Annotated in this window: 28 protein-coding genes; 8 read left to right on the top strand and 20 right to left on the bottom strand. The window is 70.9% G+C overall.

Annotation, left to right across the window (positions count from 1 at the left end; all coding sequences use genetic code 11):
• Positions 1–38 precede the first annotated feature (38 nt).
• Together CLV68_RS03005 and CLV68_RS03010 are read left to right on the top strand one after the other, a co-directional pair.
• On the top strand, positions 39–824 hold the full coding sequence (locus CLV68_RS03005) for a DUF2470 domain-containing protein (protein WP_121389062.1): 786 nt from the start codon (positions 39–41) through the stop codon (positions 822–824).
• Positions 825–834: 10 nt separating this feature from the next.
• On the top strand, positions 835–1641 hold the full coding sequence (locus tag CLV68_RS03010; RefSeq protein ID WP_121389063.1) for a CPBP family intramembrane glutamic endopeptidase: 807 nt from the start codon (positions 835–837) through the stop codon (positions 1639–1641).
• Between the two features lie 3 nt (positions 1642–1644).
• Here CLV68_RS03010 and CLV68_RS03015 read toward each other — a convergent pair whose 3' ends face one another.
• A complete protein-coding gene (locus tag CLV68_RS03015; RefSeq protein ID WP_121389064.1) occupies positions 1645–2058 on the bottom strand; it encodes a hypothetical protein in 414 nt (137 codons plus the stop codon).
• Between the two features lie 81 nt (positions 2059–2139).
• Here CLV68_RS03015 and ligD (CLV68_RS03020) point away from each other — a divergent pair, with 81 nt between their 5' ends.
• Complete coding sequence (gene ligD, locus CLV68_RS03020) at positions 2140–3585, top strand: non-homologous end-joining DNA ligase (RefSeq protein WP_121389065.1); 1446 nt, start codon at positions 2140–2142, stop codon at positions 3583–3585.
• On the top strand, positions 3582–4493 hold the full coding sequence (ligD, locus tag CLV68_RS03025) for a non-homologous end-joining DNA ligase (protein WP_121389066.1): 912 nt from the start codon (positions 3582–3584) through the stop codon (positions 4491–4493). Before ligD (CLV68_RS03020) ends, ligD (CLV68_RS03025) begins: the two co-directional genes overlap by 4 nt.
• A 99-nt stretch (positions 4494–4592) precedes the next feature.
• Here ligD (CLV68_RS03025) and CLV68_RS03030 read toward each other — a convergent pair whose 3' ends face one another.
• Both CLV68_RS03030 and CLV68_RS03035 read right to left on the bottom strand, forming a co-directional pair.
• Positions 4593–5204: a pentapeptide repeat-containing protein gene (locus CLV68_RS03030; protein WP_121389067.1), complete on the bottom strand. Its 612-nt coding sequence runs from the start codon at positions 5202–5204 to the stop codon at positions 4593–4595.
• A 44-nt stretch (positions 5205–5248) separates the two neighbouring features.
• Positions 5249–5821, bottom strand: a complete 573-nt coding sequence (locus CLV68_RS03035) for a DM13 domain-containing protein (protein WP_121389068.1) — start codon at positions 5819–5821, stop codon at positions 5249–5251.
• Between the two features lie 169 nt (positions 5822–5990).
• Here CLV68_RS03035 and CLV68_RS03040 point away from each other — a divergent pair, with 169 nt between their 5' ends.
• From CLV68_RS03040 to CLV68_RS03050, 3 genes are all read left to right on the top strand, one after another.
• On the top strand, positions 5991–7172 hold the full coding sequence (locus tag CLV68_RS03040) for an arginine deiminase (RefSeq protein WP_121389069.1): 1182 nt from the start codon (positions 5991–5993) through the stop codon (positions 7170–7172).
• A gap of 42 nt (positions 7173–7214) precedes the next feature.
• Complete coding sequence (locus tag CLV68_RS03045; protein ID WP_121389070.1) at positions 7215–7781, top strand: DinB family protein; 567 nt, start codon at positions 7215–7217, stop codon at positions 7779–7781.
• Between the two features lie 289 nt (positions 7782–8070).
• Positions 8071–8601: a ferritin gene (locus CLV68_RS03050; RefSeq protein WP_121389071.1), complete on the top strand. Its 531-nt coding sequence runs from the start codon at positions 8071–8073 to the stop codon at positions 8599–8601.
• Between the two features lie 49 nt (positions 8602–8650).
• On the opposite strand, the gene CLV68_RS03055 is transcribed toward CLV68_RS03050, so the two are convergent.
• The 5 genes from CLV68_RS03055 to CLV68_RS03075 all read right to left on the bottom strand — a co-directional run bounded on the left by CLV68_RS03055 (position 8651) and on the right by CLV68_RS03075 (position 12023).
• On the bottom strand, positions 8651–9436 hold the full coding sequence (locus tag CLV68_RS03055; RefSeq protein ID WP_147459864.1) for a hypothetical protein: 786 nt from the start codon (positions 9434–9436) through the stop codon (positions 8651–8653).
• A 5-nt stretch (positions 9437–9441) separates the two neighbouring features.
• Positions 9442–9972, bottom strand: a complete 531-nt coding sequence (locus CLV68_RS03060) for a SigE family RNA polymerase sigma factor (RefSeq protein ID WP_121389073.1) — start codon at positions 9970–9972, stop codon at positions 9442–9444.
• A 5-nt stretch (positions 9973–9977) separates the two neighbouring features.
• Entirely contained in the window at positions 9978–10640 is a 663-nt protein-coding gene (locus tag CLV68_RS03065) for an RAD23 family protein (RefSeq protein ID WP_147459865.1), read from the bottom strand.
• 100 nt (positions 10641–10740) lie between these two features.
• Entirely contained in the window at positions 10741–11076 is a 336-nt protein-coding gene (locus tag CLV68_RS03070; protein WP_121389075.1) for a DUF952 domain-containing protein, read from the bottom strand.
• Positions 11073–12023: a DUF5926 family protein gene (locus tag CLV68_RS03075; RefSeq protein ID WP_121389076.1), complete on the bottom strand. Its 951-nt coding sequence runs from the start codon at positions 12021–12023 to the stop codon at positions 11073–11075. Before CLV68_RS03075 ends, CLV68_RS03070 begins: the two co-directional genes overlap by 4 nt.
• Before the next feature lie 118 nt (positions 12024–12141).
• Between CLV68_RS03075 and CLV68_RS03080 the strand changes: the two genes are divergently transcribed.
• On the top strand, positions 12142–13305 hold the full coding sequence (locus tag CLV68_RS03080; RefSeq protein ID WP_121389077.1) for a cytochrome P450: 1164 nt from the start codon (positions 12142–12144) through the stop codon (positions 13303–13305).
• A gap of 232 nt (positions 13306–13537) precedes the next feature.
• On the opposite strand, the gene CLV68_RS03085 is transcribed toward CLV68_RS03080, so the two are convergent.
• From CLV68_RS03085 to CLV68_RS34460, 12 genes are all read right to left on the bottom strand, one after another.
• Complete coding sequence (locus tag CLV68_RS03085) at positions 13538–14356, bottom strand: DUF4328 domain-containing protein (RefSeq protein WP_246009645.1); 819 nt, start codon at positions 14354–14356, stop codon at positions 13538–13540.
• Between the two features lie 74 nt (positions 14357–14430).
• Positions 14431–14760 carry a rhodanese-like domain-containing protein gene (locus CLV68_RS03090; protein WP_121389078.1) on the bottom strand — a complete coding sequence of 110 codons (330 nt, stop codon included), beginning with the start codon at positions 14758–14760 and terminating at the stop codon, positions 14431–14433.
• Between the two features lie 50 nt (positions 14761–14810).
• The gene (locus CLV68_RS03095) at positions 14811–15644 is read right to left on the bottom strand and encodes a hypothetical protein (RefSeq protein WP_121389079.1); all 834 of its coding nucleotides are present in this window, start codon (positions 15642–15644) and stop codon (positions 14811–14813) included.
• Positions 15644–16138 (bottom strand): SigE family RNA polymerase sigma factor, encoded by a 495-nt coding sequence (locus CLV68_RS03100; protein ID WP_246009646.1) that lies wholly within the window; start codon positions 16136–16138, stop codon positions 15644–15646. The genes CLV68_RS03095 and CLV68_RS03100 overlap by 1 nt, the downstream gene beginning before the upstream one ends.
• A 60-nt stretch (positions 16139–16198) precedes the next feature.
• Complete coding sequence (locus CLV68_RS03105) at positions 16199–17989, bottom strand: sodium/solute symporter (RefSeq protein WP_121389080.1); 1791 nt, start codon at positions 17987–17989, stop codon at positions 16199–16201.
• Positions 17990–17993: 4 nt separating this feature from the next.
• On the bottom strand, positions 17994–18380 hold the full coding sequence (locus tag CLV68_RS03110; protein ID WP_121389081.1) for a hypothetical protein: 387 nt from the start codon (positions 18378–18380) through the stop codon (positions 17994–17996).
• Positions 18377–19186, bottom strand: a complete 810-nt coding sequence (locus tag CLV68_RS03115) for a LytR/AlgR family response regulator transcription factor (protein WP_092775891.1) — start codon at positions 19184–19186, stop codon at positions 18377–18379. Before CLV68_RS03115 ends, CLV68_RS03110 begins: the two co-directional genes overlap by 4 nt.
• A 121-nt stretch (positions 19187–19307) precedes the next feature.
• Positions 19308–20177 (bottom strand): S49 family peptidase, encoded by an 870-nt coding sequence (locus CLV68_RS03120; RefSeq protein ID WP_121389082.1) that lies wholly within the window; start codon positions 20175–20177, stop codon positions 19308–19310.
• A 56-nt stretch (positions 20178–20233) separates the two neighbouring features.
• Entirely contained in the window at positions 20234–21487 is a 1254-nt protein-coding gene (locus tag CLV68_RS03125) for a GAF domain-containing sensor histidine kinase (protein ID WP_092775896.1), read from the bottom strand.
• Between the two features lie 870 nt (positions 21488–22357).
• Complete coding sequence (locus CLV68_RS03130) at positions 22358–23221, bottom strand: Fpg/Nei family DNA glycosylase (protein ID WP_121389083.1); 864 nt, start codon at positions 23219–23221, stop codon at positions 22358–22360.
• A 68-nt stretch (positions 23222–23289) separates the two neighbouring features.
• Entirely contained in the window at positions 23290–23727 is a 438-nt protein-coding gene (locus tag CLV68_RS03135; RefSeq protein ID WP_170224048.1) for a DUF983 domain-containing protein, read from the bottom strand.
• Between the two features lie 155 nt (positions 23728–23882).
• Complete coding sequence (locus CLV68_RS34460) at positions 23883–25478, bottom strand: sigma-70 family RNA polymerase sigma factor (RefSeq protein ID WP_425454813.1); 1596 nt, start codon at positions 25476–25478, stop codon at positions 23883–23885.
• Between the last annotated feature and the right edge of the window lie 172 nt (positions 25479–25650).

Consider the following 25650-nt stretch of genomic DNA (forward strand, 5'->3'; position numbering starts at 1 on the left):
ACCCGCAAGTTAGGGTGACCTAACTCAGGAGGTGAGTCGTGACCAGATCGGACGCACCACGTCCCCCCGCGCCGCACCCGGCCGAACGCGCGCGCAGCATCGCCGCACTCGGCGGGCGCGCGACGCTCGTCCCCGCCGCGGACCAGGCGCAGGGCGACCGGGTCGTCCCCCTCCTGCACCACGTGCACGCCGACGGCTCGGTCAGCGTCCTGCTGCCCGACGACCACGAGCTGGTCGCCACCGCGTGGCAGGCACCGCGCGGCGAGCTGGCCACGATGGTCGAGCTGGCCGACACCGCCCCGGTCCCGCTGCGCGAACCCGTCCGCGGGCTGCTGTGGATCACCGGCTGGCTGCGGGCGCTCGGCGACGACGAGGCCCGCGCGCAGGCGGTGCTGGTCGCCGAGGAGCGGCCCGACCCCCGGCTGCTCGACCTCGGCCACGGCGCGGCGCTGCTGCGGCTGATCCCCGCCTCGCTCGTGCTCGCCGACGCCGAGGGCACCCACTCGGTCGGCGTCCCCGCCTTCACCCAGGCCGAGCCCGACCCGTTCGTCACCTTCGAGGCGGGCTGGCTGCGCCACCTCGAGCTGTCGCACACCGACGTCGTCGGCTCCCTGGTCCGACACCTGCCGGAGGACCTGCGCGGCGGACACGTGCGGCCACTGGGGCTCGACCGGTTCGGGCTGCGGCTGCGGGTCGAGGCCATCGACGCCGACCACGACGTCCGACTGGCGTTCTCCCGGCCGGTGAGCGACCCGAGCGAGCTCAGCGCCGAGCTGCGCAGGCTGGTCGGCTGCCCGTTCCTGGCCAGCAGGCACACCGGGTAGGTTCGCCCGGGTGGTGAACCTGCGCGCGTGGCTCGCGCCGGAACGGCCCGGCGACGACTTGATCCACGACCCGGCGCAGCGGCGGCTGGTGTGGATCGAGCTGCTCATCGTCTTCGCGATCACGCTGGGGCTGTCCGGGCTGAGCAGCCTGGTGTCGCTGGTCGACGCGCTGCTGCAACCGGTCGCCCTGAACCAGCAGACCGTCGCGATCAACGTGCCGCAGGCCGACCTGGACCTGCTCGACTTCATCAAGCAACTGCTCGGCGCCGTCCGACTCGTCGCCTGGGGCGCGCTGGGGCTGTACCTCCTCTACCGGGCTGGAACGCGGCTGCACCAGGTCGGGCTCGACGGGCGCCGCAAAGGTCGTGACGCCGCTGCCGGGGTCGGCCTGGCGGCGGTCATCGGACTACCGGGCCTGGCGTTCTACCTGGTCGGCCACGCCATCGGGATCAGCCTCGCGGTGGCGCCGTCCACGTTGGACGACTCCTGGTGGCGACCGATCGCGCTGACCCTGCTGGCGGCGGGCAACGCGTGGGCCGAGGAGGTCCTCGTCGTCGGGTACCTGATCACCCGGCTGCGGCACCTGGGGTTCCGGGAGAACTCGTCACTGCTGTTCGCGGCGGTGGTGCGCGGGTCGTACCACCTGTACCAGGGGTTCGGCGGGTTCATCGGGAACCTGGTGATGGGCCTGGTGTTCGGCCGCGTGTGGCAACGGACCGGGCGGCTGTGGCCACTGGTCATCGCGCACACGCTGCTGGACTTCGTGGCGTTCGTGGGCTACTCCCTCCTGCGCGGCAAGGTGTCCTGGCTGCCCTAGCCCTCAGGCCGTGAGCAGGCCGATTCCGATCGAGACCACGCCCACGGCCAGGGAGAGCGCGCCGAGCCAGATCAGCGCGATGAGGCGGTTCGGTTTGGTCACCTCGCCGCGGCCCATGGAGGAGAAGAAGAAGCCCGCGGAGATCAGGGCCGCGGCGGCGGGGACGCCGATGCGGGCGATCCAGCCGATGGCGCCGTCGAGTCCTGCCGCGTCGGCCAGGAGCAAGCAGACCAGGCCGAGGGTGACGAGGACGCCCGCGTGGGCGTGGCCCGCCCGGGCGAACTTCTGCTGGAACGGGGTGAGGCGTTGGTCCCCCCGGGCGAGGCGCAGGAGGAACCAGCCGCCGAACTCGATACCGACGACGGAGAGCAGGACGGTGCCCGCGAGCAGGCGGCTGGGATCGGAGATGGTCAGCATGGCGATAGATTACAGTGTTACGTAACAGCGTTTCAATACCTTTGCCTGGCGGATCACCGCAGCTCCGGGTACGAATGGCTCATGGCGGGGCTGGGCGAGTACCGGCGCAAGCGCGACGCCGGGAAGACCCCCGAGCCCGTGCCGGTCGACGACGCCCTGCCGGTGGGCGGCGACGACACCTTCGTCATCCAGGAGCACCACGCGTCCCGGCTGCACTGGGACGTGCGCCTCGAACGCGGCGGCGTGCTGGTGAGCTGGGCGGTGCCGCGCGGACTGCCGACCGAGCCGGGCGACATCCGGCTGGCCGTGCACACCGAGGACCACCCGGTGGAGTACGCGACCTTCGAGGGCGAGATCCCCAGGGGCGAGTACGGGGGCGGCCGGATGGTGATCTGGGACCGCGGCACCTACGAGACGGTCAAGTGGAGTGACCGCGAGGTGGCCGTAGTGTTCTCCGGCTCGCGGGTGCGCGGTAAGTACACCTTCTTCCACGGGGGTAAGTCCGAGAAGGACTGGATGGTGCGCCGGTCAGAGCCACCGCAGCAGTCCGACTGGGTAGCGCTACCGGCGTCGCATGAGCCGATGCTCGCCAGTCCGGGCGCACTGCCGCCGGACGACGACGCCTGGGCCTATGAGTTCAAGTGGGACGGTGTGCGCGCCCTTGCCAGAGTGGACGGTGGACGGCTGCGACTGTTCTCGCGCAAGGGGAACGACATCACCAGCAGCTACCCGGAACTGCGCACGCTGGGTGAGGAGCTGGGTAGCACTCAGGTGTGGCTGGACGGGGAGATCGTCGCGTTCCGCAACGGGAAGCCGTCGTTCGCCGAGCTGCAGAAGCGGATGCACGTCTCCGACGAGCGGATCGCCCGGAAGCTGGCCGCGGAGACACCGGTGACGTACGTGGTGTTCGACGTCCTGCACCTCGACGGCCGCCCCTGCCTGGACCTGCCGTACACGCAGCGCCGGGAACTGCTGGTCGGCCTGGAGCTGCGCGGGGCGCACTGGAACACCTCGCCCAGCTACCCCGGCGACGGCAGCGCGGTACTGGAGACGGCGCGCGAGCAGGAGTTGGAAGGGATCATCGCCAAGCGGCTCGGCTCGCGGTATCACCCGGGCAGGCGATCACCCGAGTGGCTGAAGATCACCGACCAGCGCGCGGTGGAGGTGATCATCGGCGGCTGGCGGCCCGGCGAGGGGCGGCGGTCGGAGGTGTTCGGGTCGCTGCTGGTCGGCATGCCGACACCGGACGGGCTGCGGTACGTCGGACAGGTGGGAACCGGGTTCACCGACGAGGTGCTGCGCACGTTGACCGCGAGGCTGCACCGGCTGGAGCGCAAGACCTCGCCGTTCGGCAACGAGGTGCCGCGCGACCGGGCGCGCGGGGCGCGGTGGGTGCGGCCGAGCCTGGTGGGCGAGGTCGCGTTCCTGCACTGGACCGACGACGGGCGCATGCGCGCGCCGACCTGGCGTGGACTGCGTGCGGACAAGGACCCGTCGGACTTACCGGTGGCGGGGTGGCGCGAGTGACCGGCGAGGTGATCGTCGAGGTCGAGGGCAGGCGGCTGCGCCTGACGAACCTCGACAAGGTCCTCTACCCGGAGGACGGCTTCACCAAGGGCGACGTGATCAACTACTACAGCCGGGTCGCCCCCGCCCTCACGCCGCACCTGCTCGACCGCCCCGTCACCTTCCGCCGCTTCCCCGACGGCGTGGCCAAACCGGGCTTCTTCGAGAAGAACGCCTCCCGCCACAGCCCCGACTGGATCCGCACCGTCACCATCGAGACCCCAGGCAGCACAACCGGCGCCGAGAGCCTCGACTTCGCCCTGCTGCGCGACCTGCCGTCACTGGTGTGGGCGGCGAACCTGGCCGGGCTGGAGCTGCACGTTCCACAGTGGACTGTCGGCCCCCGTGGCGCGCGGCGCTCGCCGGACCTGCTGGTGTTCGACCTGGACCCCGGCGCACCCGCCACCGTGGTCGAGTGCTGCGTCGTCGCCCTGCGACTGCGGGACGCGATGGCGGCGGACGGCCTGGAGGTCGTCGCCAAGACCAGCGGCTCCAAAGGCATGCAGCTCTACGCCGCCGTGACCACCAGTTCCCCGACCCGAACCTCCGACTACGCCAAATCCCTCGCCGAACGCCTGGAACGCGACCTGCCCACCCTGGTCACCTCCCGAATGGCCAAAACCCTCCGCCCCGGCAAGATCTTCATCGACTGGAGCCAGAACAACCCCAACAAGACCACCATCGCGCCCTACTCGCTGCGCGCCCGCCCCGCCCCGACCGTGTCGACACCGGTGACGTGGGCGGAAGTGGAGTCGTGCACCTCGGTCGCGGACCTGACCTTCACGGCGGACGAGGTCCTGGACCGGATCGGCCACCACGGGGACCTGTTCGCGCCACTGCTCACCAAGGGCCCCAAGCTCCGGCCTTAGCCCGCTGAAGGGTTCTCGTCCGGCAAGAACCTCGACACCTGGGCAGGCACGTTCTCCTTGAACTCGACGGCACGGAAACTGCTGTACTCCAATGCCGCACTATCGCTGTCCGTGCGGATCGCGGTCGGCAGCACGACGCCGTCGAAGACCGCGAGACTGGTGAAGGTGGCACCGTCGAACCAGGCCCTGCCCGAGAAGACGGCCCTGTCGAACCACGCCATGTTTGACGAACGAGGTCTTGTCGAACCAGGCGGCACTGGTGAAAGTCGCGTCGAAGAACAGCACGTCATCGGCGAACGTGGCCCTGTTGAACCACACGTCATCAGCGAAGGTGGTGCCCCGGAACAGGGCATCGCCGATGAAGGTCGCCTCGGTGAAGTAGGCGGTGCCGATGACGCAGCGGTCGAGGTTGAACCCGATGAGCGCCTGCTGCTTCTGTTGTAGGGCGATCTCGGTGGAGCGTTGGCGGCGGTAAGCGAGGTAGAGGCCGAAGAGGCCGCCGGTGCCCAGCAAGACCGTGAGGGCGATCCGCACCAACTCCAGCTGTGTCGGGGCCTGGGCGGAGGTGCCGTCGACCAGGAGCCACAGCAGGGTCAGCAGTCCGCCCAGCGCCACCACGACCCCGACGAGCACCGCAGCGACCACCCGCTTGGAGGGCGGCTTCATCGGGGCGGGTGGTCGCTCGGGACGGGGAACCGGGGCATCCGTCATGGGGTGATGATCGCGCAGTCGCCGCCACCGGGACGGGCGTTCGGTCAGGTCAGCAGGAGCGGGGCCGAGCCGAAGGCGACGTTGAAGCGGTCGCACCAGATCACGGTGCTGCGGATGTCGGTGAGGTCGGCGTCGGCGGGGATGGGGTAGTTCTGGTTGCCGTCGGTGGCCTTGAGGTCGCCGAGGGGGACGTAGCGGATGTCGTCGTAGGCGTGCCAGTCGGCGGCGGCGGGGGTGACGGAGAGCCAGACGTGGACGTCGGGGCCGTCGGAGGTGGAGAAGTTCTCCAGGCGCAGGACTTTGGCGCCGTCCTGCTCGAGGATCCTGGCGGTGCCGCGGGTGGGGTGTTCCTGGCTGACGAAGGTGCCTTCCGCGAGGACCTTCGGGCCGGGCGGGGTCACCGGGACCGCACTGGTGGACGCAGTGGTGGTGGACGCAGCACTGGTGGACGTCGCAGCAGTGGTGGACACGGCGGTGGTGGTGAACGGGAGTGCCTCGTCCACCGAGCTGCGGGTGACCAGGCGCCAGGGCTGGAACAACCACAATCCAACGGCAATGGCCACTGTGACGGCGACAATGCCGCCCCACACCGTCTTACGGCGCAACGATCGACGCATGAAACGAGCCCTTCGGTTAACGAACCAGCTACCGGCCTGGCGATGTGTGGCGTTCTCCGCCATCATGCCCGGTCGCGGGCGGTGTTTTCCGAAGCCAGTCGTTACGCTCGGAGTCGTGACCGCCTTCCCGGATGTCCCCGATGCCGAGCAGACAGCGCCAGCGCCGCGCGTGGACAGCGAGGTCGGACCGCTGCGCACCGTGCTGCTGCACCGCCCGGGCAACGAGCTCAAGCGGCTGACCCCGCGCAACAACGACCAGCTCCTGTTCGACAGCATCCCGTGGGTCGACCGGGCGCAGGACGAGCACGACGCGTTCGCCGACGTGCTGACCGGGCGCGGGGTCGAGGTGATGCGGCTGTTCGACAGCCTGGTGGTCGCGCTCACCGACGAGCGCGCGCACGCCGCGGCCGCCGCCACCGCCGTCGACCGGCGCAGGCTGGGCACCGAGCTGGCCGACGCGCTGGGCGCCTACCTGTCCACTGTGGATGCCAAGGGCCTCGCCGACGTGCTCACCGGGGGGATGACGTTCGAGGAACTGCCCGCGGCGGAGGGCGCGTCGCTGGTGCGCAAGATGCACCACCCGCACGACTTCGTGGTCGACCCGCTGCCGAACCTGCTGTTCACCAGGGACTCCTCGGTGTGGATCGGCAACCGGGTGGCGATCGCGTCGCTGGCGATGCCCGCGCGGGCCCGCGAGACCGCGCTGCTGGACCTGATCTACGCCTACCACCCGCGCTTCCGCACCGCGGGCCGCGCGTACGGCGCCCACTCGGCACCCGTGGAGGGCGGCGACGTGCTGCTGCTGGCCCCCGGGGTCATCGCCATCGGTGTCGGCGAGCGCACCACCCCGGCGGGCGCCGAGTCCCTGGCCCGGTCGGCGTTCCGCGACGGCCTGGCGCACACCGTGCTGGCGGTGCCGATCGCGCAGGACCGGGCCACGATGCACCTGGACACCGTCTGCACCATGGTCGACCGGGACGCGGTGGTCATGTACCCGGCCATCCGCGACACGCTGCGCGCCTACACGCTGCGCCCCAGCGAGACCGGCGTCCAGGTCGACGGCCCGGCCCCGTTCCTCGACGCCGCCGCGGCCGCGATGGGCATCGACCGGCTCCGGGTGATCGACACCGGCCTGGACCCGGTGACCGCCGAGCGCGAGCAGTGGGACGACGGCAACAACACCCTCGCGCTGGCCCCCGGCGTGGTGGTCGCCTACGAGCGCAACGTGGAGACCAACTCCCGGCTGGAGGACGCGGGCATCGAGGTGCTGCGCATCAGCGGCTCCGAACTCGGCACCGGCCGCGGCGGTCCCCGCTGCATGTCCTGCCCGGTCAGCCGCGACCCGCTCTAGCCACCTGACCCCACCACACCCCGGGTGTGGTGGGGTCGGTCCATGATCAGCGACGCCGAGAAGACCTACCTGCACGACGACCTGCGCTGGATCCGCGCGGCCACGCTCGCGAAGCTCGACGGGCTGGGCGAGTACGACATCCGCCGCCCGCTCACCGCCACCGGCACCAACCTGCTCGGTCTGATCAAGCACCTGGCCGCCTGGGAGGCCAGGTACTTCGGCGAGGTCTTCGCGCGGCCGTTCCCCGAGCCGCTGCCCGAGCGCGGCACCGACATGTGGGCGACCGAGCACGAGACCCGGGCCGAGGTCATCGATCGCTACCGGCGCGTGTGCGACCACTCCGACGCGACGATCACCGCGCTCGACCTCGACGCCCCCGGCCACGTGCCGTGGTGGCCTTCCCCCGAGGTGACGCTGTTCAAGGTCCTGGTCCACTTCCTGGCCGAGAACAACCGGCACGCGGGCCACGCCGACATCCTGCGCGAACAACTCGACGGCGCGGTGGGTGACGGGGAAAGCGCTGCCAGTGGGGAACCCGCCTTCTGGGAGAACCGCCGCGCGGAAATCGAGCGGGTCGCCAAGGCGGTGGGCCAGGCCCCGACCGGTTAATTGACCCTAACTAAGGCGAGCCTATCTTTCCCCATTCACCGAACAACCGGCGTAGGGTGAACAGCGCAGCGCCGCCAAGATCATTGTTCGACGGGGTGGGTGATCTTGCCAGGAGCCGGGTCATCCCGCAGGTCAGGACCTATCCCACGATGTGGTGAAGCCAGCCGCCGGGTTAGGAATGGCTAACCTCAACAAAGGTTCGAAAGCCTTGCCTAACGTGATCGAAATAGCCCGCCAAATGGGGTTCCGGTAGCGCGGGAACACGGAAAACCGCGTACCGTCCCATGGCATGACTTCCAAGTTCCACAAGCTGCTGCAGGTGCAGATCCGCAACGAGTTCACCGCCTCCCAGCAGTACGTCGCGCTTGCGGTGTGGTTCGACGGCCAGGACCTCCCCCGCCTGGCCAAGCACTTCTACCAGCAGTCGCTGGAAGAGCGGAACCACGCGATGATGATCACCCAGTACCTGATGGACAACGACATCGCGGTGACCGTTCCCGGTGTCGACGAGGTCCGCAACGAGTTCGCGGACGCCGCCGAGCTGGTCACCCTCGCCCTGCAGCAGGAGCGGGCGGTGACCGACGAGATCGTCAACCTCGCCAAGGTCGCCCGCGACGAAGAGGACTACAAGGGCGAGCAGTTCATGCAGTGGTTCCTCAAGGAGCAGGTCGAGGAGGTGGCGTCGATGCGCACGCTGCTCACCATCGTCAAGCGCTCCAACGGCAACCTGTTCGACGTCGAGAGCCACCTCGCCCGCGAACACGTCGGCGACAGCGGCACCGACCCGCTGGCCCCCCGCGCGGCCGGTGGCGCGCTCTGACCGGAGGTGAGGCGCGGGAGCAGCCCCCAGGCCCGTTCCCGCGCCCCGGCTACCCGAAGCACATCTGCTTGTCGGTGTAGAGCACGACCTCGTCGATCTTCGAGCCGCTGCCGAAGCCGAACGAGTAGACCTTTCCCTGGTCGAGCCGCACGATCCGGTACCCGTGCTGGTCGGTGGTGGCCGCCGGGTACGCGGTGCGGAACTCGGCCTGGGTCGAGCCGTGGCCGATGCCCTCCGGGGTGCGGGCCCCGGTCGGCGGGAAGATCGCGGTGACCCCGTCGGTCGGTGAGATGCCGACACTGCCGTCCGGGTACCCCTTGAACGTGTAGCTCGCGCACTCCGGCAACCCGTTGTCCTGGAGCACCAGGTCCCCCGTGGCCTCCGCCTCGGCGATCGACATGCCGATCCGGATCTTGCCGAACCCCGCGGGCCGCAGTTCCGGCACCGCGGGCGGCTTGGACACCGAGGTGGTCAGCTTGCCGGTGGACGGGGACGGCGCGGTCGTCCTCGCGGTGTTGCCCGCCGAGTTCGACCCGGTGCGGTCCGGCAGCACGGCGACGGTGCTCGGAGTGGCCGTCACCTTGAGCGTGGCCGACATCGTGGGCACGACCTGCTGACCGGGTGGCGCGGACGAGGTGTTCGTCATCCCGCTGAGCACCACCCCGCCTGCCACCAGCGCGGCCACGGTCAGCGCACCCCCCGCCGCCGCCACCACGTGCCGCCGCTTGCGCCGCCTGCCCGCCCCGGTCACCACCGCTTCGGTCGCACCCGGGCGGACCGGGACGTCCAACCGCTCGTCGGCGAACAACCTGCGCAGCTCGTCGTCGATGTCCATGCCCATCACCTGCCCTCCGCGGACGCACCCAGCCGCGTTCGTAGTGTCGCCATCGCCTTGCTGGCCTGGCTCTTCACCGTCCCGGCGCTGACACCGAGCGTGTGCGCGATCTCCGCCTCGGAGAGCCCCTCGTAGTACCGCAGCACGACCACCGCCCGCTGCTTGGCTGGCAACGACCGCAGCGCCTGCCACAGCGGCTCGTCCTCGAAGGCGTAGCGCACCTGGTCGGCCGGGGCCTCCGGGATGTCGGGGACCAGGTTCTCCCTCCTGGCCCGCCGCCACCGGCTGACGTGCGCGTTGGCCATCGCCCGGCGGGTGTAGGCGAGCGGGTCGCCCGCCTTGCGCACCACCGACGACCACCGCGAGCCGATCTTCTCCAGCACCCCCTGCACCAGGTCGGCCGCGTCGTGGGGGTTGCCGGTGAGGGCGTGCCCGTAGCGCAGCAGACCGGGCATGGCGCCTGCGGCGAAGTCCGCGAACTCGTCCATCCCCACGCACTCCCCCTGACGACCGCGTTCCGCGACGATCTCGATCATCGCACTCACGACACGCAGACCTCGTGCTGGTTGCGCAGGGAGAACTGCACCACCTTGCCGTCGACGACGGCGAAGTCGTACCGGTTGCCCGAGTGCCCGGGCACCGCGGTCACCTGGTGCGACTCCGGCCAGCCCTGCTTCAGGTCCGGGTAGGCGCGCTTGACCTCGGCCGAGGTCGACCCGACGCCGATGCCCTCGGGCGTGTGCGCGCCGCCGTAGCCGAAGATGATCGAAACCCCGTACTGGTCGGAGATCCCCACGGCACCGGCGCCCTCGACCTGACCGGGGGCGTCGTGGGCGCGGCACTCCGGGCTGCCCCCGCCCACCGGCTCGCTCAGGATGCGGCCGGTCGCGACCGCCTCCCGTTGGGACATGCCGAGCTTGAGCGTGCCGTAGCCGTCGGGGCCGATCACCGGTCCGCGCTTGGCCTGCGGTTGCGGCCTGGTGGGAGTGCTCCCCACGGCGGTGGGCTTCGGCTGGGTCGTGGGGACGGCGGCCTGGGTCGGCGCTGGTCCTGGTTCGACCGTGGTGGTCGCGGGCGCGCTCGTCACCGCCGCGGTCCGGCTCGGCGTGGCGGCCGGTTCCTGCTCACCGGTGCACCCGGCGAGCAGGAACCCAGCAGCGGCGGAGATCAGCAAAACCCTGTGCGGCAACGACTTCCCAGACATCCGAGTTCCCCCTCGATGTGGCGACCGGCCCCACCGGTCACTGACATCAAGAGCACGCGGAGCCCGGGGCGCCGGTTGCCGTGCGTTACGCCACCGTTATCTACCGCAGCGCGAGCGCGGCCGGGAGCTCGAAGGTGCCGTCCGCGCCAGGGGGGAACTCGTGCACACCGACCACCGCCGAAGCGGGGATCGGCCCGTACACGTGCGGGAACCACGGCCCACCCGGGATCGGCGGCGACCCGGCCTCCCAGCGCAGAGGCACGCCCAAGCGGGCCGGGTCGACCTCCAGCAACAGCACGTCGGTCCGGCCTGCGAACAGGCGGTTGGCGGGCAGGTGCACGGTCCCGGGGTCGGAGCAGTGCACGAACTCGTCGCCGTCGAGCGGGGTGATCTCGTCGGCGGGCCAGGTCGCGGTGGTGACGATGTGCAGGATCACCGGATGGTGATCTGCCGACCGAGCAGGCCGTCGCGGGCGCGGCGCTCGTCGGAGGTCAGCGGCTCGTCGGCCAGGGAGGCGAGCGCGGCGTCCAAGCGGGTACCGAGCTGGTCGACTGCCTCGGTCCACTCGCGGGCGTGCGACTCGCGGTCGAGGTCCCACACCGGCACGAGCAGGCCGTGCGCGCGGAACGAGCCCGCGTACCGGGACCCCTCGCCGAGAGCGAGCTCGCCACGGGCGTGCAGCCTGGCCAGCGCGGCGAGCAACTCCTCCTCGGGCTCCGGGCGCACCCAGCGCAGGTGCGCCTTGTCGCCCGCGTCGACCCAGTAGGCGGCGGGACCGATGCGCTCGGTGGGCAGGATGGCGCTGTTGGCGCGCTCCAGCGACAGGGCGACCTCACCGCTGGGCTCGCTGCCCTCGGGCATCCACCACGAGAAGTCACCGTGCACCGAGGCTTCCAGCGGCGCGTCGAGGTCCACCAAGTCCTGCAAGCGCTCCGGCTTGTCGCCCGCGTCGGTGTCGGGGCCGACGACGGTCAGCACGTCACCCGCCTCGGCGGTCAGCGCCCACCGCACGGCGCGGGCCAGGTCGCGGCTGATGTCGCTGGACCGGGTCTGCACCTGCAACCCGACGTAGGCGACACCATCGGCGCGGACCAGCGCGGCGGCGGCCATCGGCAGCACGGTGGCGAGGGTGATCTCGCGCTCCTGGCCGACCAGCGGCAGCACAGCGGTGCCGGAGGGCACGAACTCGCGCAGCGCGATCAGCTCGCGCTCACCGGCGAGCCCCTCGAACGGCCGCGCGACGGCGACCTCGACCGCGCCACCCGCCGACCCGTGGCACGCCTTGTAGCGCTTGCCCGACCCGCACGGACACGGCTGGCGGGGACCGATGCCGGAGGCGTCCGGCGCCTTGGCCTTGCTCTTCACGGCGGATCGCCTGGACATCGGGCTGCTCCTCGTCGACCTGGGATGCGGTGTGCGCCGACGCTACCCAACCCCGTCAGCCCCCCGGCGACCACACCCCTTAGTCCTTACGCTGACTGACAGGAAGGGGTGACCAGAGATGGCGTTCGACCTGGCTGATCCGGCCTTCATCGATGACCCTTACCCGGTCTTCGCTTCACTGCGCGCCGAGAGAGAGGTCCACTGGCACGAACAGTTGGGCCTACCGGTGGCGTTGTCCCACGCGGCTTGCTCGGCGGTACTTCGCGATCGCGGGCTAGGTCGGTTGTGGAAGGACAAGGAGCCGGTGTCCGCGTTCGCGGCCTTCAACATGCTGCACCGCAACTCGCTGCTGGAGAACGAACCACCTACGCACACCCGGCTCCGACGGCTGGTGTCGGCGGCGTTCGGGCGTGGGCACACCGAGCGGCTACGCCCGATGGTGGAGGCGTTGGCCGATCGGCTGGTGGCGGACCTAGCCGCGCGGATCGCCGCCGACGGGTCGGCCGACCTGCTGGAACACGTCGCGGGGCCGTTGCCGGTCGAGGTGATCGGGGAGCTGCTGGGGGTGCCGCAGTCGGATCGCGGACTGTTGCAGCCGTGGTCGAACACGATCGTGAAGATGTACGAGTACGGGCTGCCCGCGGACCAAGCCGCGGCGGCTGAACGGGCGTCCGGGGAGTTCGCCGCGTACCTGCGCACACTGACCTCGCGCCCCGGCCTGATCAGCGACCTGGTGGCGGTGCGCGACGGGACCGACCGGCTGACCGACGACGAACTCGTCGCCACCGGTGTCCTGCTGCTGATGGCGGGCCACGAGGCCACCGTCAACGTCATCGGCAACGGCGTCCTGGCCCTGCTCCGCCACCGCGACCAGTGGGACCTCCTCGTGTCCACACCGGACCTCCTGCCCAGCGCCGTCGAGGAACTCCTGCGCTACGACTCCCCGCTGCAACTGTTCGAACGCACCGCCACCACCCCCGTCACCCTCGCAGGCCACACCGTCGCCCCCGGCACCAAAATCGCCGCCCTCCTCGGCGCCGCCGCCCGCGACCCCGCCGTCTTCCCCTCCCCGGACCGCCTCGACATCACCAGAACCCCCAACCCCCACCTCTCCTTCGGCGCAGGAATCCACTACTGCGTCGGCGCCCCGCTGGCCCGGGTGGAGGTAGCCGCGGCCCTGCGCGCTCTTGTCACGCAGCTACCGCACCTACGGTTGGCGAGGGAACCCGTGCGCCGCCCGGAGTTCGTGATCCGCGGCCTGCGCAGCCTCCTCGTCGCTTAGTCCACTGAGGACTGTTCAGCGGCTGGCAGTGCGCCACCCGAGGCACCAGCCACCGCACGCGTCCAGCGCGCCTTGAGGAGTGGGCTTCAGGTCGCCGCGCGGGCGGTGGTCGCAGCAGCGGCCATGAAGCCGCCATCAACGGGTGGCCCGCTTGATTCCCGGCGCCGCTGACCAGGCTTCTGTGGCCTCTTGGTCGTTGGCGCACGCCCTGGGCTGGGCGCAAAAGGACTGTTCAGCGGCTGGCGGTGGTGGGGCGGGGCGCGCGGGTGGGGGCGGTGGCGGTCTCGACACGGACTACGCGGAGGCGGCGGACCGACGACGGGACGATGGGGGCCAACAGGAGTGAGAGCCGGTCCACGACGCGGATGGTCAGGACGGCTGTTGCGGCGGCGGCGAGGTTGGTGGCCGCGGTGAGGAGGACGCCGTCGGCTTGGGCTTGGGCTGAGTCTTGGAGGCGCCAGAGGAGGGTGGTGGCGAAGAGGAGGCCGCCAGCGGACCAGGTGAGCCACCAGGTGGTGAGCAGGGGGCTCGGGCGGGGGCGGTCGGTGGCGGGGCGGCGGAGGATGGCGTGTTCGAGTTCCGCCAGGACCGCACCGGGGACGACCAAGTTGACGCCGGGGACCAGGATGCCGGGGACGAGGTGCCAGTCGGGGCGCGCGGGGGTGTAGCCGGCGGCCTCGGCGGCGGCGTCGCGGGCGGCGTGGAGCCACCAGATCACCGTGGTCACGCTGATGATCCCGGCCGCGATCGACAGCACCGAGCCGGTCGTGACCAGGCTGTCCGACCACTGCACCACGCCGCGCGAGAGCGCCCCGGTGCGGCTCTCCAGCAGCAGCACGTACCGCCAGATCTCCGCGCCTGCCGCGATCACGGCCACAGCGGCCAGCAACCACAGCGCCGACGCCGCGAACCGAGCCCGACCACGGACCCGTTCGACCGCGGCGGGCGCCTCCTCCGCGACCCCGACGACAGCCGTCGGCCAGCGCCAGGCCAGGGCGGGAAAACCCCACCTGGGTGGGGTGCGGTAGCGCGGCGGGCCGAGGTAGGGCAAGCGGAGACGCGGGGGCTCCGGTGCCCGCTGCGTGGGCGGTGGGGTCGCCACCCACTCGTAGCCCTGGTACACGGCTAGATGACCTGCGGGTCCTGGCCGGACGCGCTGACCACCGGCTGCCCGAGCGCCGACCAGGTCTGCATGCCGCCGTCGACGTTGACCGCGTCCCAGCCGTTGCCGTTGAGGTACTGGGTGACGCGCGCGGAGCGGCCACCGGAGCGGCAGATCACGAAGACCTGGGCGTCGGCAGGCAGCTCGTCGAGCCGGGCCGTCAGCTCGCCCATCGGGATGTGCTGGGCGGACGGGGCGTGCCCGGCGTCCCACTCGTCCTGCTCGCGCACGTCGAGCAGGACAGCGTCGGCGGGGATGGCGTCGACAGTGGCGGTGGGCACGCTGGAGGGCATCACAGTCGTTGATGCTGCCACGCCGAGGCGTAGGACGCGGGTGAAGGGCCTCACGCGGCGGCGACCCAGGCCGCGAGCTGGGCCAGCTGTGCCTCGGTCATCGGCAGCGTCGTGCGGCCGGGCAACCGCTCGGCGCCCTCGGCGGTCTGCCGGAGGTGGACCGAGCCGAAGCTGCGGACCTCCAGCACCAGCAACGTCCCGTTCGGCCGGAAGATCCGCGCGCGCATGGTCAGGGTCACGAACGGATCGGACGGCACCTCCGGGTAGACCTGCAGGACAGTGCCGTCCGCCGTGACGAGCCGCTTCGGTGGTTCGCAGTTGCTGTCGGTGAACGCCAACTCGTCGGCGAACGAGGTAGGGCTACCGGTGAAGATGGCGCTACGCACGGCGAGACTGCCCACGCCATTGGTGTCGGTGAGGTCGAGGGCGGTAACCGTGCCCGCGGTACCACTGGTCAGCGCGTCCCAGTAGCCGATCTTCGTCTTGGCCAGCACCCTGGTCGCCGCCGTGCGCGCGGTCCCCAGCACGGCGCCGGGCACCTCCCCGTAGCCGACGATCTTGGTCTCCGCGCCGACCGGGCAGACGTACCGCGGTGGATCCCCGCCGTTCCACCGCTGCGGCGTGGTCGACGGGCGCAGGTCGACCCGCGGCCAGTCGGCCTCGCTCGGCAGCAACCGCAACACCGCGGGCGGCATCGGCGCGCCCTGCAACCAGGACAACGACCCCGTGATCAAGCCGACCACCAGCACCATGATCGTGGACGTCCTGGCCGCCCGCACGTAGACCAACCGCTTGCCACGCCGGACGACCTCCTCCAGCGAGGTGGTGCCCGCGGGGGCGGGACCGGCCAGGAGGTCGCGCAGCGCGTGTTCGTCGACGGACATCAGGCGCTCCTCGTGCTCTCCGGGTAGGCGGCCCGCAACGCGGCGAGGCCCCGCGCGGTCTGGCTCTTCACGGTGCCCGGCGAACACCCGAGCGCGGCCGCGACCTCCTCGACCGGCAGGTCGGCGACGAACCGCAGCACCAGAACGGCGCGTTGCCCGGGCGGCACCCCCAGTAGAGCCGCCCGGAGAACGTCGCGCTCCGGTGCCGCGAACCCGCCGCTGACCGCCGTGTCCGGCACCTCGGCGACACTGTGCTCGCGGGCGGGCCCGCGGCGCTTGGTGTCGAGGAAGGTCCTGGTCAGGACCGTGCGCAGGTACGCGTCGGCGGTCTCCGGCCGGACCTTCGACCACCGCGCGTAGACCTTCACGAACGACTCCTGGGCCAGTTCCTCCGCCAGGGACCAGTTCCCGCACAGGGCGTGCGCGATCCGGCGGTAGGTGTCGAAGCGAGCCGAGAAGAACTCGGCGAACTCCTCGTCGCGAACCCGCAGCACCCCGCGCCCTCCCCCGGTCTCATCCGCACATACGCGGCAACCGGACCGGGGGTTGCACGGTCAGCGCCGATGTCGTCCGTTCGCCAGTCGGGTGTGCTCCTCGACGGTGCCGAACCGGGCGATGTCGCGGTCGCGGATGAAGCCGAGCCGGTCCGGGGCGTGCATGCGCAGCCTGGTGCGGTTGGTGTCCGGTGGGACGCGGCTCTGGGTGGCCTTGCTGGTGATCACGACGACCAGGAACGCGACCGGCACGGTGACCAGCGCGGGTTGCAGCAGGAACGACGGCGCCCAGCCGCCGGTGTAGCCGCTGACCGTGGTGAGCACGATCGAGGTGAGCACCATGCTGCCGCCGACGACCATGCCCGCGGCCGCCCCGACCCAGGTGATCTTGCGCCACCAGATGCCGAGCAGCAGTACCGGCGAGAACGTGGACGCGGCCAGCGCGAAGGTCAGCCCGATGCTCAGCGAGATGTCGCTCGGCCGCAGCACCAGCGCCAACGCCAGCGGCACCCCGCCCGCGAGCGCCGTGCCGAACCGGAAGTCGCGCACGCGGCCCTTGAGGATGTCGGTCGACAACACGCCGGCGACGCTGACCACGAGCCCCGACGACGTGGACAGGAATGCGGCGAACGCACCTGCCGCAGTGACTGCGCCGAGGATCTCCCCCAGCGTGTTAGGTGCGATCTTCAGCGGTAGCGCCAACACCGCCGCGTCAGTCCTACCGGCCACCAACAACTCCGGCGCGTACACCCGGGACAGAGCGCCGATCAGGATCGGGAACACGTAGAACAGGCCCAGCAGCAGCAGTACGTGCAGCGTCGTGCGGCGCGCGGCCTTGCCGTCGGGGTTCGTGTAGAACCGCACCAGCACGTGCGGCAGCCCCATCGTGCCCAGGAACAGGCCGATGATCAGCGAGTACGTGGTGAACAGGTCGCCGGTCCCGGTGACCGGCCGCAGCCAGGACGCGTTGTCGAGCACCGCGGGGTGCACCACCGGGGTCTCGCTGCCCGCCGAGAACCGCAGCTCGGTGCCCTCGTCGACCGGGTGGTCGCCGGGGCCCCAGTAGGTCGCGCCGGTGACGGCCGTGCCGTGCACCCGGCCGTTCGCCCACAGCAGCACGCCGTCCTTGACCTGGAGCACCACGTCGGTCTCGACGGTGACCACGGCGTCGCGGGTGAACCGGGGCGGCAGCGGTTCGGACAACCCGGTCGCGCCCAGGCCGCTCACCCCGCCCTGGCTGAAGAACAGCACGCACAGGATGAAGGTCGGCGCGGCGATGGCGAACAGCTTGAGCCAGTACTGGAATGCCTGCACCAGCGTCACCGCGCGCATGCCGCCGCCGAACACGTTGACGATCACCAGCACCGCGACCAGCGCCGACCCGATCCAGCTCGGCACCGACGGCAGGATCTGGTGCACGGTCAGCCCGGCGCCCTGGAACTGCGGCACCAGGTAGAGGATCCCGATGAACACCACGGTCGCGGTGGCGAGCCTGCGCAGACCGGCCGACCCGAGCCGGGCCTCGCAGAAGTCGGGCAGCGTGTAGGCACCGGAGCGGCGCAGCGGCGCGGCGACGAACAGCATCAGCACCAGGTAGCCCGCGGTGAAGCCGATCGGGTACCACAGCGCGTCGGCGCCGTCCTTGAGCACGAGCCCGGCGACGCCGAGGAACGACGCCGCCGACAGGTACTCCCCCGACACCGCCGCCGCGTTGCGCCGCGACCGCACCGTGCGCCGGGCGACCAGGAAGTCCTGGGTGGTGCTGGCCAACCGGGAACTGCGGAACCCGAGGGAGAAGGTGACGAGGCTGACCAGGCCGATCGCCACCACGGCCCACGGGTTCAGCTCCACCGCGTCACTTCTCGACCATGTCGACGAAGTCGCGCTCGTTGCGCTCGGCCACCACGTTGTACCAGTAGCCGATGGCGAACAGGACCGGGAACGGCAGCACGCCCAGCAGCAGCCAGGGCAGCGAGACGCCAGCGAACTCCACGGCGGAGAGCTCGGGGAACAGGTAGAAGGCCAACGGCAGCGCGCCGAAGAGCAGCATCGTGCCGACCGCGAACTTCACCGCGTCCTTGAACTGGGTGCGGATGAACGAGCGGACGACCTCCTCCGCCCAGCTGGTCTGCTCCTCCAGCTCGACCACGGTGCGCAGCACGGTGACCGGCGCGCGCGAGTCGGCGAGGACGACCTTCTTGCGGCGGGGTCTCGGCGCCGGTGAGTCGCCGGGCCCGTTCACGCGCCGCCGCCCCGGACGAGTCTGTCCTTGAGCTCGCGGGTGTGCCTGCGGCTGACCGGCAGCACCTTCTCCTCGTGCCCGATCACCACCGAGTAGCCGGACCCGCCCATCCGCAGCTCGGTGATCAGCGAGATCGGCACCAGGTAGGAGCGGTGGATGCGCACGAACCCGGCCTTCTCCCAGCGCTCCTCGAGCTGCGCGAGCGGGATCCGCACCAGGTGCGAGCCGTCGGAGGTGTAGAGCCTGGCGTAGTCGCCCTGCGCCTCGACCCAGCGCACCGACGCCCGCGACACCAGCTTGGTGGTGCCCGCCAGCTCGACCGGGATGACCTCGTCGTCGCGCTGCTCGGGCACCGGGTTCTGGCTGCCGCCACCGTTCTGGTGGATCTTGGCGAGCACCCGCTCCATCGCCTTGTCGATGCGCGGCTGCTCGGCGGGCTTGAGCAGGTAGTCGACCGCGCCCAGCTCGAACGCCGCGACCGCCTCGTGGCTGTGCGCGGTGACGAACACCAGGATCGGCGCTGGCTTGAACCCGGCCAGGACCTTGGCCAGCTCCATGCCGGTCAACCCGGGCATGTCGAGGTCGGCGAAGACCGCGTCGACGACCGAGAGGCCCTGGTCCTTGCGGCCAGCCAACTCCGGGTCGTCGCCGGAGAGCAGCAGCAGCGCCTCGGTGGCGTCGAACGCGGACAGGACCCGGCGCACGTGCCGGTTGCCGTTGAGCCGCTCGACCAGCACGTCCATGCCCGCCTTCTCGTCGTCGACGGCGAGGACGACGAGTCCGGGGCTGTTGTTCGCAGTACTCACGGGTCAACGCAATCTTGGCGAGTGGTCGGTGGGGGATCCATGGGCGGTGCGCCCGTCCACAGGGTGAAGCATTCCGCGCGATTGTGACAGGGCCGTCACCGTTCGCGCACCCCCGCCCGCTCTAGAGGCCGAACCTGGACCAGGTCGCCCGCTCCTCCAGGGCCTGCACCGCGGCCAGCACTCTGTCCGAAGTGGACGCCAGCACGGCCGGTCCGCCCGCCAGCCCGAGCCGGGCCAGCAGCGCCCGCTTCGGTTCGGCCACCGAGACCTCCGCCGTCGGGAACCGCTCGGCGATGACCGAGCGCAGACTGCCGAGACCGTCGACCAAGCCGAGTTCCAGCGCGCGCCTGCCGGTCCAGACCTCACCGGAGAACAGGTCGGTGTCGCCGCCGTTGAGCCGATCGCCCCTGCGCTCGCGCACCCAACCCGCGAACTGGTCGTGCAGGTCGCCGAGCTGCCCCTCCAGCCACCGGACGTCCTCGTCGCGCTCGGGCAGGAACGGGTCGAGCCGCACCTTGCGCGTCCCCGCGGTGTGCACCCTGCGCTCGACGCCGAACCGCTCGATCAGCCCCACCAGCCCGAACCCGGACGACACGACCCCGATCGACCCGACCAGCGACGACGAGTGCGCGTAGATCTCGTCACCGGCGCAGGCCAGCAGGTACCCGCCGGAAGCGGCGACGTCCTCGCAGAAGGCCAGCACCGGCACGCTCTTCTTGGCGGCGAGCTCCCTGACCCGCTCCGAGACCAGCGCGGACTGGGTCGGCGCGCCACCGGGCGAGTTCACCGCCAACGCGACCGCCACCAGCCGGTCGTGGTCGAACGCCCTGGTCAACGCCGATTCGACGGTGGTCGTGTTGATCGCCCCCCGGGCGATCGGCGACGGCGACGGGGTGATCACACCGTGCAGCCGCACCACCGCGACCACCGGTGCGCGGTCCCCGCGCTCGCCGATGCGGGGCAGCCTCGCCAGCTTCTCGGTCACGCTCATACCGCGCAACCCTACGTCCGCTCGGCTGAGAACGGCGTGTGACCAGGCCCGGGGTGTCACGGGGGCGGGAGGTGACCGTTCGGGCTGTCGTCGTCGGGGTGGTCGTCACCGGCGAAGTTGGGCAGGTCGGGCCGGACCCCGGGGAAGTACTTCGGCACCCGCAGGGTCACCTTCATCCCGGCACCCGGCGCGGTCTCGACCATCAGCGCGTAGTCGTCGCCGAACACCTGCCGCATCCGGTAGTTGATGTTGCCGACGCCGACGTGCGCCCCGCTCTTGTGCGCGTCCCGCAGGTCCTCGAACAACCGGTCGGCGTCCATCCCGACCCCGTCGTCCTCGATCGTGATCAGCGCCTCGTTCCCGTTGTCGTGCGCGAACACGCTGACCGTCCCACCCCCCGGCTTCTTCGCGATCCCGTGCCGCACCGCGTTCTCCACCAGCGGCTGGAGCACCAGGAACGGCACCACCACCGACTGCACCTCCGGCGCGATCCTGAGCCGCACGCTCAGCCGCTCGCCGTACCGGGCGCACTCGATGGTCAGGTACCGGTCGATGTTGCTGAGCTCGTCGGCGAGGGTCGCGAACATCCCGTTGGACCGGAAGGAATACCGCGTGAACGCCGCGAAGTCCTGCAACAACTCCCGAGACTGCTCGGGGTCAGTGCGGATAAGAGAGGAGATGGTGTTGAGCGTGTTGTAGATGAAGTGCGGCGAGATCTGGGCTCTAAGCGCACGCAGCTCAGCTTGGGCTAACTGCTGCTTGGACTCGTCGAGCTTGGCCAGCTCTAACTGGATGCACAGGAACCGCGCGACCTCATCCGCCGCCCGGATCATCCGCTTCCCGTCAACCCCACCCACGACGATCAACGCACCCTCGACCTGCCCGTCGATGATCAACGGCACGATGACGGCGGTCCGCATCGGACAACTACCCCGGCGCCTGCACTGCAGGTTCTCGTGCTGGACGTGCGCCCGGTGCCCCTCCCGGACCGCCTCGACGATCTGCTCCTCGAGATCGGCGTAGTGCTCGTTGGCCTGCCCGTCCCACGAGAGCAACCGCCCATCGCGGTCGGAGATCCCCACGGCCACGCACTTGAGCATCTCCAGCAGATGGGTCGTGGCCTGATCCGCCGCCTGCTCGGTGAGCCCGTTGCGCAGCTCGGGAGCCGCCTTCGACAGGCGCTGCACGGTGTCCAGGACGGCATCGTGCACCGAACCCGCCTTGCGCGGCCTGCAGAGGAAGACGAAGAGCCCGAGCACGATCAACGTCGCCACAACACCGACGAACGCGCGCTCGGTCAGGAAGTCCACCTGGTCATGCTCCCGGTTGGCCGCAGGGCGGGACAAGGACGGGGTCAAGGTACCTGGGGTGTAGGCGGCTCTCGTGCTCGCCTGCGGCGTCGACGATCAACGCCTCGCCTTCGGCATTGGCCTGGGCGCGAGTTTCGAGCTTTGCTCGATGCGGCGAACTTGTTTTGCGCGGGGCCCCTACGACACCCGGGCAGAACCACAAAGCAGGGGCCCAAGAGCAGGCCCTGCCACGGTGAGCGACGCTACGGGTGTCGTCCCCCCACACAAAACAAGTCCACCCATCGAGCCTGCTTGGCACCAGCGGATCCGAGGAGCGGTTGTCGGCCAACGTCTGAGAGGTGCGGTTGTGGGCCAACGTCTGAGAGGGCACGTTGGGGCCAACGTCGTAGAGGGGCACGTTGGGCCAACGCCTGAGAGGGGCGGGTTGGGCCAACGATCGTTAAGGCCGGGTGGAGACCATCGTCGTGGAGGGGCGCGTGGCGGCCAACGTCGCTGAGTCTTGGACTGGCCTTGACCAGCGGTTTCGCGTCGATGATCGGTCAGGACAGGTACTTGTCCACAACCCCGCCAACCATCCACAGCCAGCCGCCGAGCCCTATTGACAGAACGCCAGGGTCGATAGGTTCAGAGATGGGGCCCCGGGCCCCGGGAGGGTGGGCCCCCGGAGCGGAGTTGATCTTGAGCGGGAGGGGCGGCCGAGGCGGTCAGCCAACGCCAGCGGGGGCAGCAGCAGCGGGGGCCTGGCCCCGTTCGATTCGGGGCGCAGGGGCGCCGGGGTTCGGGGTGTAGGCCGGTTCGGGGCGCCGGGGGTGGCGAGTGCGGGGAGTGAGTGCGGAGGTGCGGCAGAGGGCGGTCAGCCAGCGGCGGGGGCTACTTGAGCAGGCGGGAGAGGCGGCGGTCGGCTAGGGGTTTGCCGCCGGTTTGGCAGGTGGGGCAGTACTGGAACGCCTTGTCCGCGAACGAGACCTCGCGGATGGTGTCCGCGCAGATCGGGCAGGGCAGGCCGGTTCGGGCGTGGACCCGCAGGCCGGAGCGCTTCTCGCCCTTGAGGCGGGCGGCGTCCTGGCCGACCGAGCGGGCGACGGCGTCGGTCAGCACTGTGCGCATGGCGTCGTAGAGCTGGTCGATCGACTCCTCCGGCAGGCGCGCCGGAGTGGCGTAGGGGGACAGCCGTGCGACGTGCATGATCTCGTCGGAGTAGGCGTTGCCGATGCCTGCGAGCACGCGTTGGCTGGTCAGCAGGTTCTTCAGGCGTTCGGTGCGGCCCTTCAGCACGGCGCCGAACTCGTCTCGGGTCAGAGCCAGGGCGTCGGGGCCGAGGGTGGCGATCTGCTCGATGGTGGCCGGGTCCTCGACGATCCAGACGGCCAGGCCCTTCTTCGTGCCTGCCTCGGTCAGGTCGAAGCCGGGGCCCTGGCCGGGCGGGCCGAGGTGCACGCGCAGCGCCAGTGGGCCCTTGCCCGGCTTGAGCGGCGTCGCCGACATGGTGTCCGCCCAGCGCAGCCACCCGGCCCTCGCCAGGTGGGTGACCAGGTGCAGGCCGTCCGCCTCCAGGTCCAGGTACTTGCCGTGGCGGGCGACGGCGGTGACCTCGCGGCCGTGCAGCGCGGTCCACGGCGGGCTGGCGGTCTTGAGGGCGCTGAGCGAGGCGACGTCCACCCGCTCCACGCGTCGACCGACGGCGTGTTCGCGCAGGTGGTGGGCTAGGGCCTCGACCTCGGGGAGTTCCGGCACAGCACCAGTCTCGCCGCTGCGGGGCGGTCTGTCATGCCCCGCAGCGGGCGGTCACCGGCCGAGCACGCTCAGGCGAGCGGCTTGAGGACGCCCTCGTAGCTGGGCTGGGTGTCCTGGCTGATCTCCTTGGCGATCCTGGTGATCTCGGTGCGCGCGCTGAAGTAGCCGCGGATCGTGCCCATCCAGCGCTCGGTCGGCTCGCCGTCGCCGTCGTCGCCGGTCTCGGCGACCAGCGTCCACGGCCGCCGCACCGCCCAGCGCGCCGGGAAGAACAGGATGGCCAGCACCAGGAGCAGCACTAACCAGCCCGGCACCACCACGTCGACGGGCATCCAGGCGACCAGCGCGACCACCAGGACCGTGATCAGCACCAACATCACCACGCCGGGGACGTACCCGGCCGCGACGTCGTGCTCGAAGTCGTCCTCGGTGGCCGGGGTGCGCCACTCGAGGGTGCCGTGCACGGTCCACAACCGACCGTTCACGTCACGTACCTGACGCGTCATCTCCTGCCCTCCGGCCGCCGGTGCGCGGCCAGCGGCACGCACCCGGGTCTGACAGCACCGAGGGGCAACGTTACCGCCTCGGCGCTGCGACCAACGGGTGAAATGCCCGACCAGCCCACGCACCGATTCTGGCACCGGCGACCCGAGTTGATCAACTACCGGGGTCGGGGGACCCCCGTCACGGTGATCGAGGAGTACGACTCCACCCTGGTCCCCTGCCGGACGGGGCGCGGGTGGCGGTAGCGGGTGTACTCCGCCTGCTTGGTCGCGACGGTGGTCTGCCTGGCCGAGTTGACCTTGGTGGTGACCCTCGTCTCGGTGACCACGTCGTAGCGGTCGTAGACCGTCCACCGCCGCTCGTAGGTGGTCTGGCTGTACACCACCAGCAGCGACTCGTCGAAGGTCGACACCTGCTGCTGGGTGTTCACCCGGCCCTGGTTGCGCGGCCTGGTCTCCTGGGGCGCCTGCTTCGGCTTCTCCACCTGGGTGTTGGGCTGCGCCTTGGGCGGGGTGGCGACCCGCACCACCTGGCTGGCCGCCTGGGGCGACTGCTGGACGGCGGGCACCTGCTGCTGGCTGGTGGGCGTCTGCTTGGCCTCACCGCCCGCGGGGGCGGTCGGCGTGGTCGACGCCCCCGGTTTGGGCTTGCCCTGGGTCGGGACGACCGTGTTCGTCGGCGCCGGGGCAAGACCACCAGCGGCGGACGGGTCCGGCTCGACGAGCAGCTCGGTCGGGCCGCCGCCGTTGAAGTCGGCGTACGCCTGCTGTTCGCCGGTCGTCCCCCACGGGACCAGGGCGAACCCGAACACGCCGACCGCGGCCGCCGAGGTCGCGGCGAGCGTGACCTGCATCTTCGCCGTCGACAGCAGTCCCTTGACCGCGCCGAGGCCGGTGACCGCGCCGGTCGCGGAGCTGGCGATGCCGATCTGCTGCCACAGCGCGATCCCGGCGATCGGGGCGGCGATGAACGCGGCGTGCGCGCGCAGACCGGAGCAGACGTCCTGGAGCTCGGCCTGCATCGACGTGCACGAAGGGCAGATGGACAGGTGCGCGCGGACCTTGCGCCGCTCGGTGCCCTTGATGCTGCCTGCCGTGTACGCGCCTAGCTTCTCCAACACGGACCGGCAGCCGGTAGAGCCACGGTCGACGGTCAGATGCGCTTGCAGGTAGGCCGCACGCAGCCCCTGACGCGCACGGCGAGCCAACGCGGCGGTGGCGTTCGGGCTGAGACCGAAGTTGCCCGCGACAACAGCGGGACGCTCGCCCTCGACCTCGACCTTCCACAGCACGCTGCGCCACCGCTCGGGGAGGCTGGTGAACGCGCGGGTGATCAGGGTTCGCTCGGTCGACTGACCGGTGTTGTCCGGGCCCGCGCCCACCCGGTGGCTGAGCTCCTCGTCGCTCACCGGGACGTCGCGCTTGCGGGCGTTCCACTCCCACGCGACCCGCCTGGTCACGATCAGCAGGTAGCCGCGCACGTTGTCCACGGGCCCCGAGCCGCGGCGGACCGCCTGCAGCACGCGGAAGAACGCCTCCGCTGCCAGGTCCTCCGCCTCGGCGCGGTCGGCGACCAACCCCAGGGCCAACCTGCGCACGGCGTCGGAGTGCCGGGAGAACAACTCGCCGAAGGCGGCGTCATCACCGGAGCGGAGGCGTTGCAGGAGTGCCAGATCTTCGCAGGCGGCCACTGACGAACCACCCTCGTCAGCGTCGCGACGCCCGCCGGAAGCAGGCCGGTGCATCCCGGTCATCCGGCCCGGTACCTCCTCCTGGCCGTCGTGACAGTGGTGAACAAGATGCCACATGGGGTTGTCCAGCGGTCGATAAACGTGAATAACGTTAAGAGGACCCCATCATCTGCACTAGCCCGTCGGGTAGATCCTGCCTGGCCCAACAGCACCCCCTCGGTCGGCGAGTGTGGGG

It is taken from the genome of Actinokineospora cianjurensis, assembly GCF_003663795.1.
Taxonomy (GTDB): Bacteria; Actinomycetota; Actinomycetes; order Mycobacteriales; family Pseudonocardiaceae; genus Actinokineospora; species Actinokineospora terrae.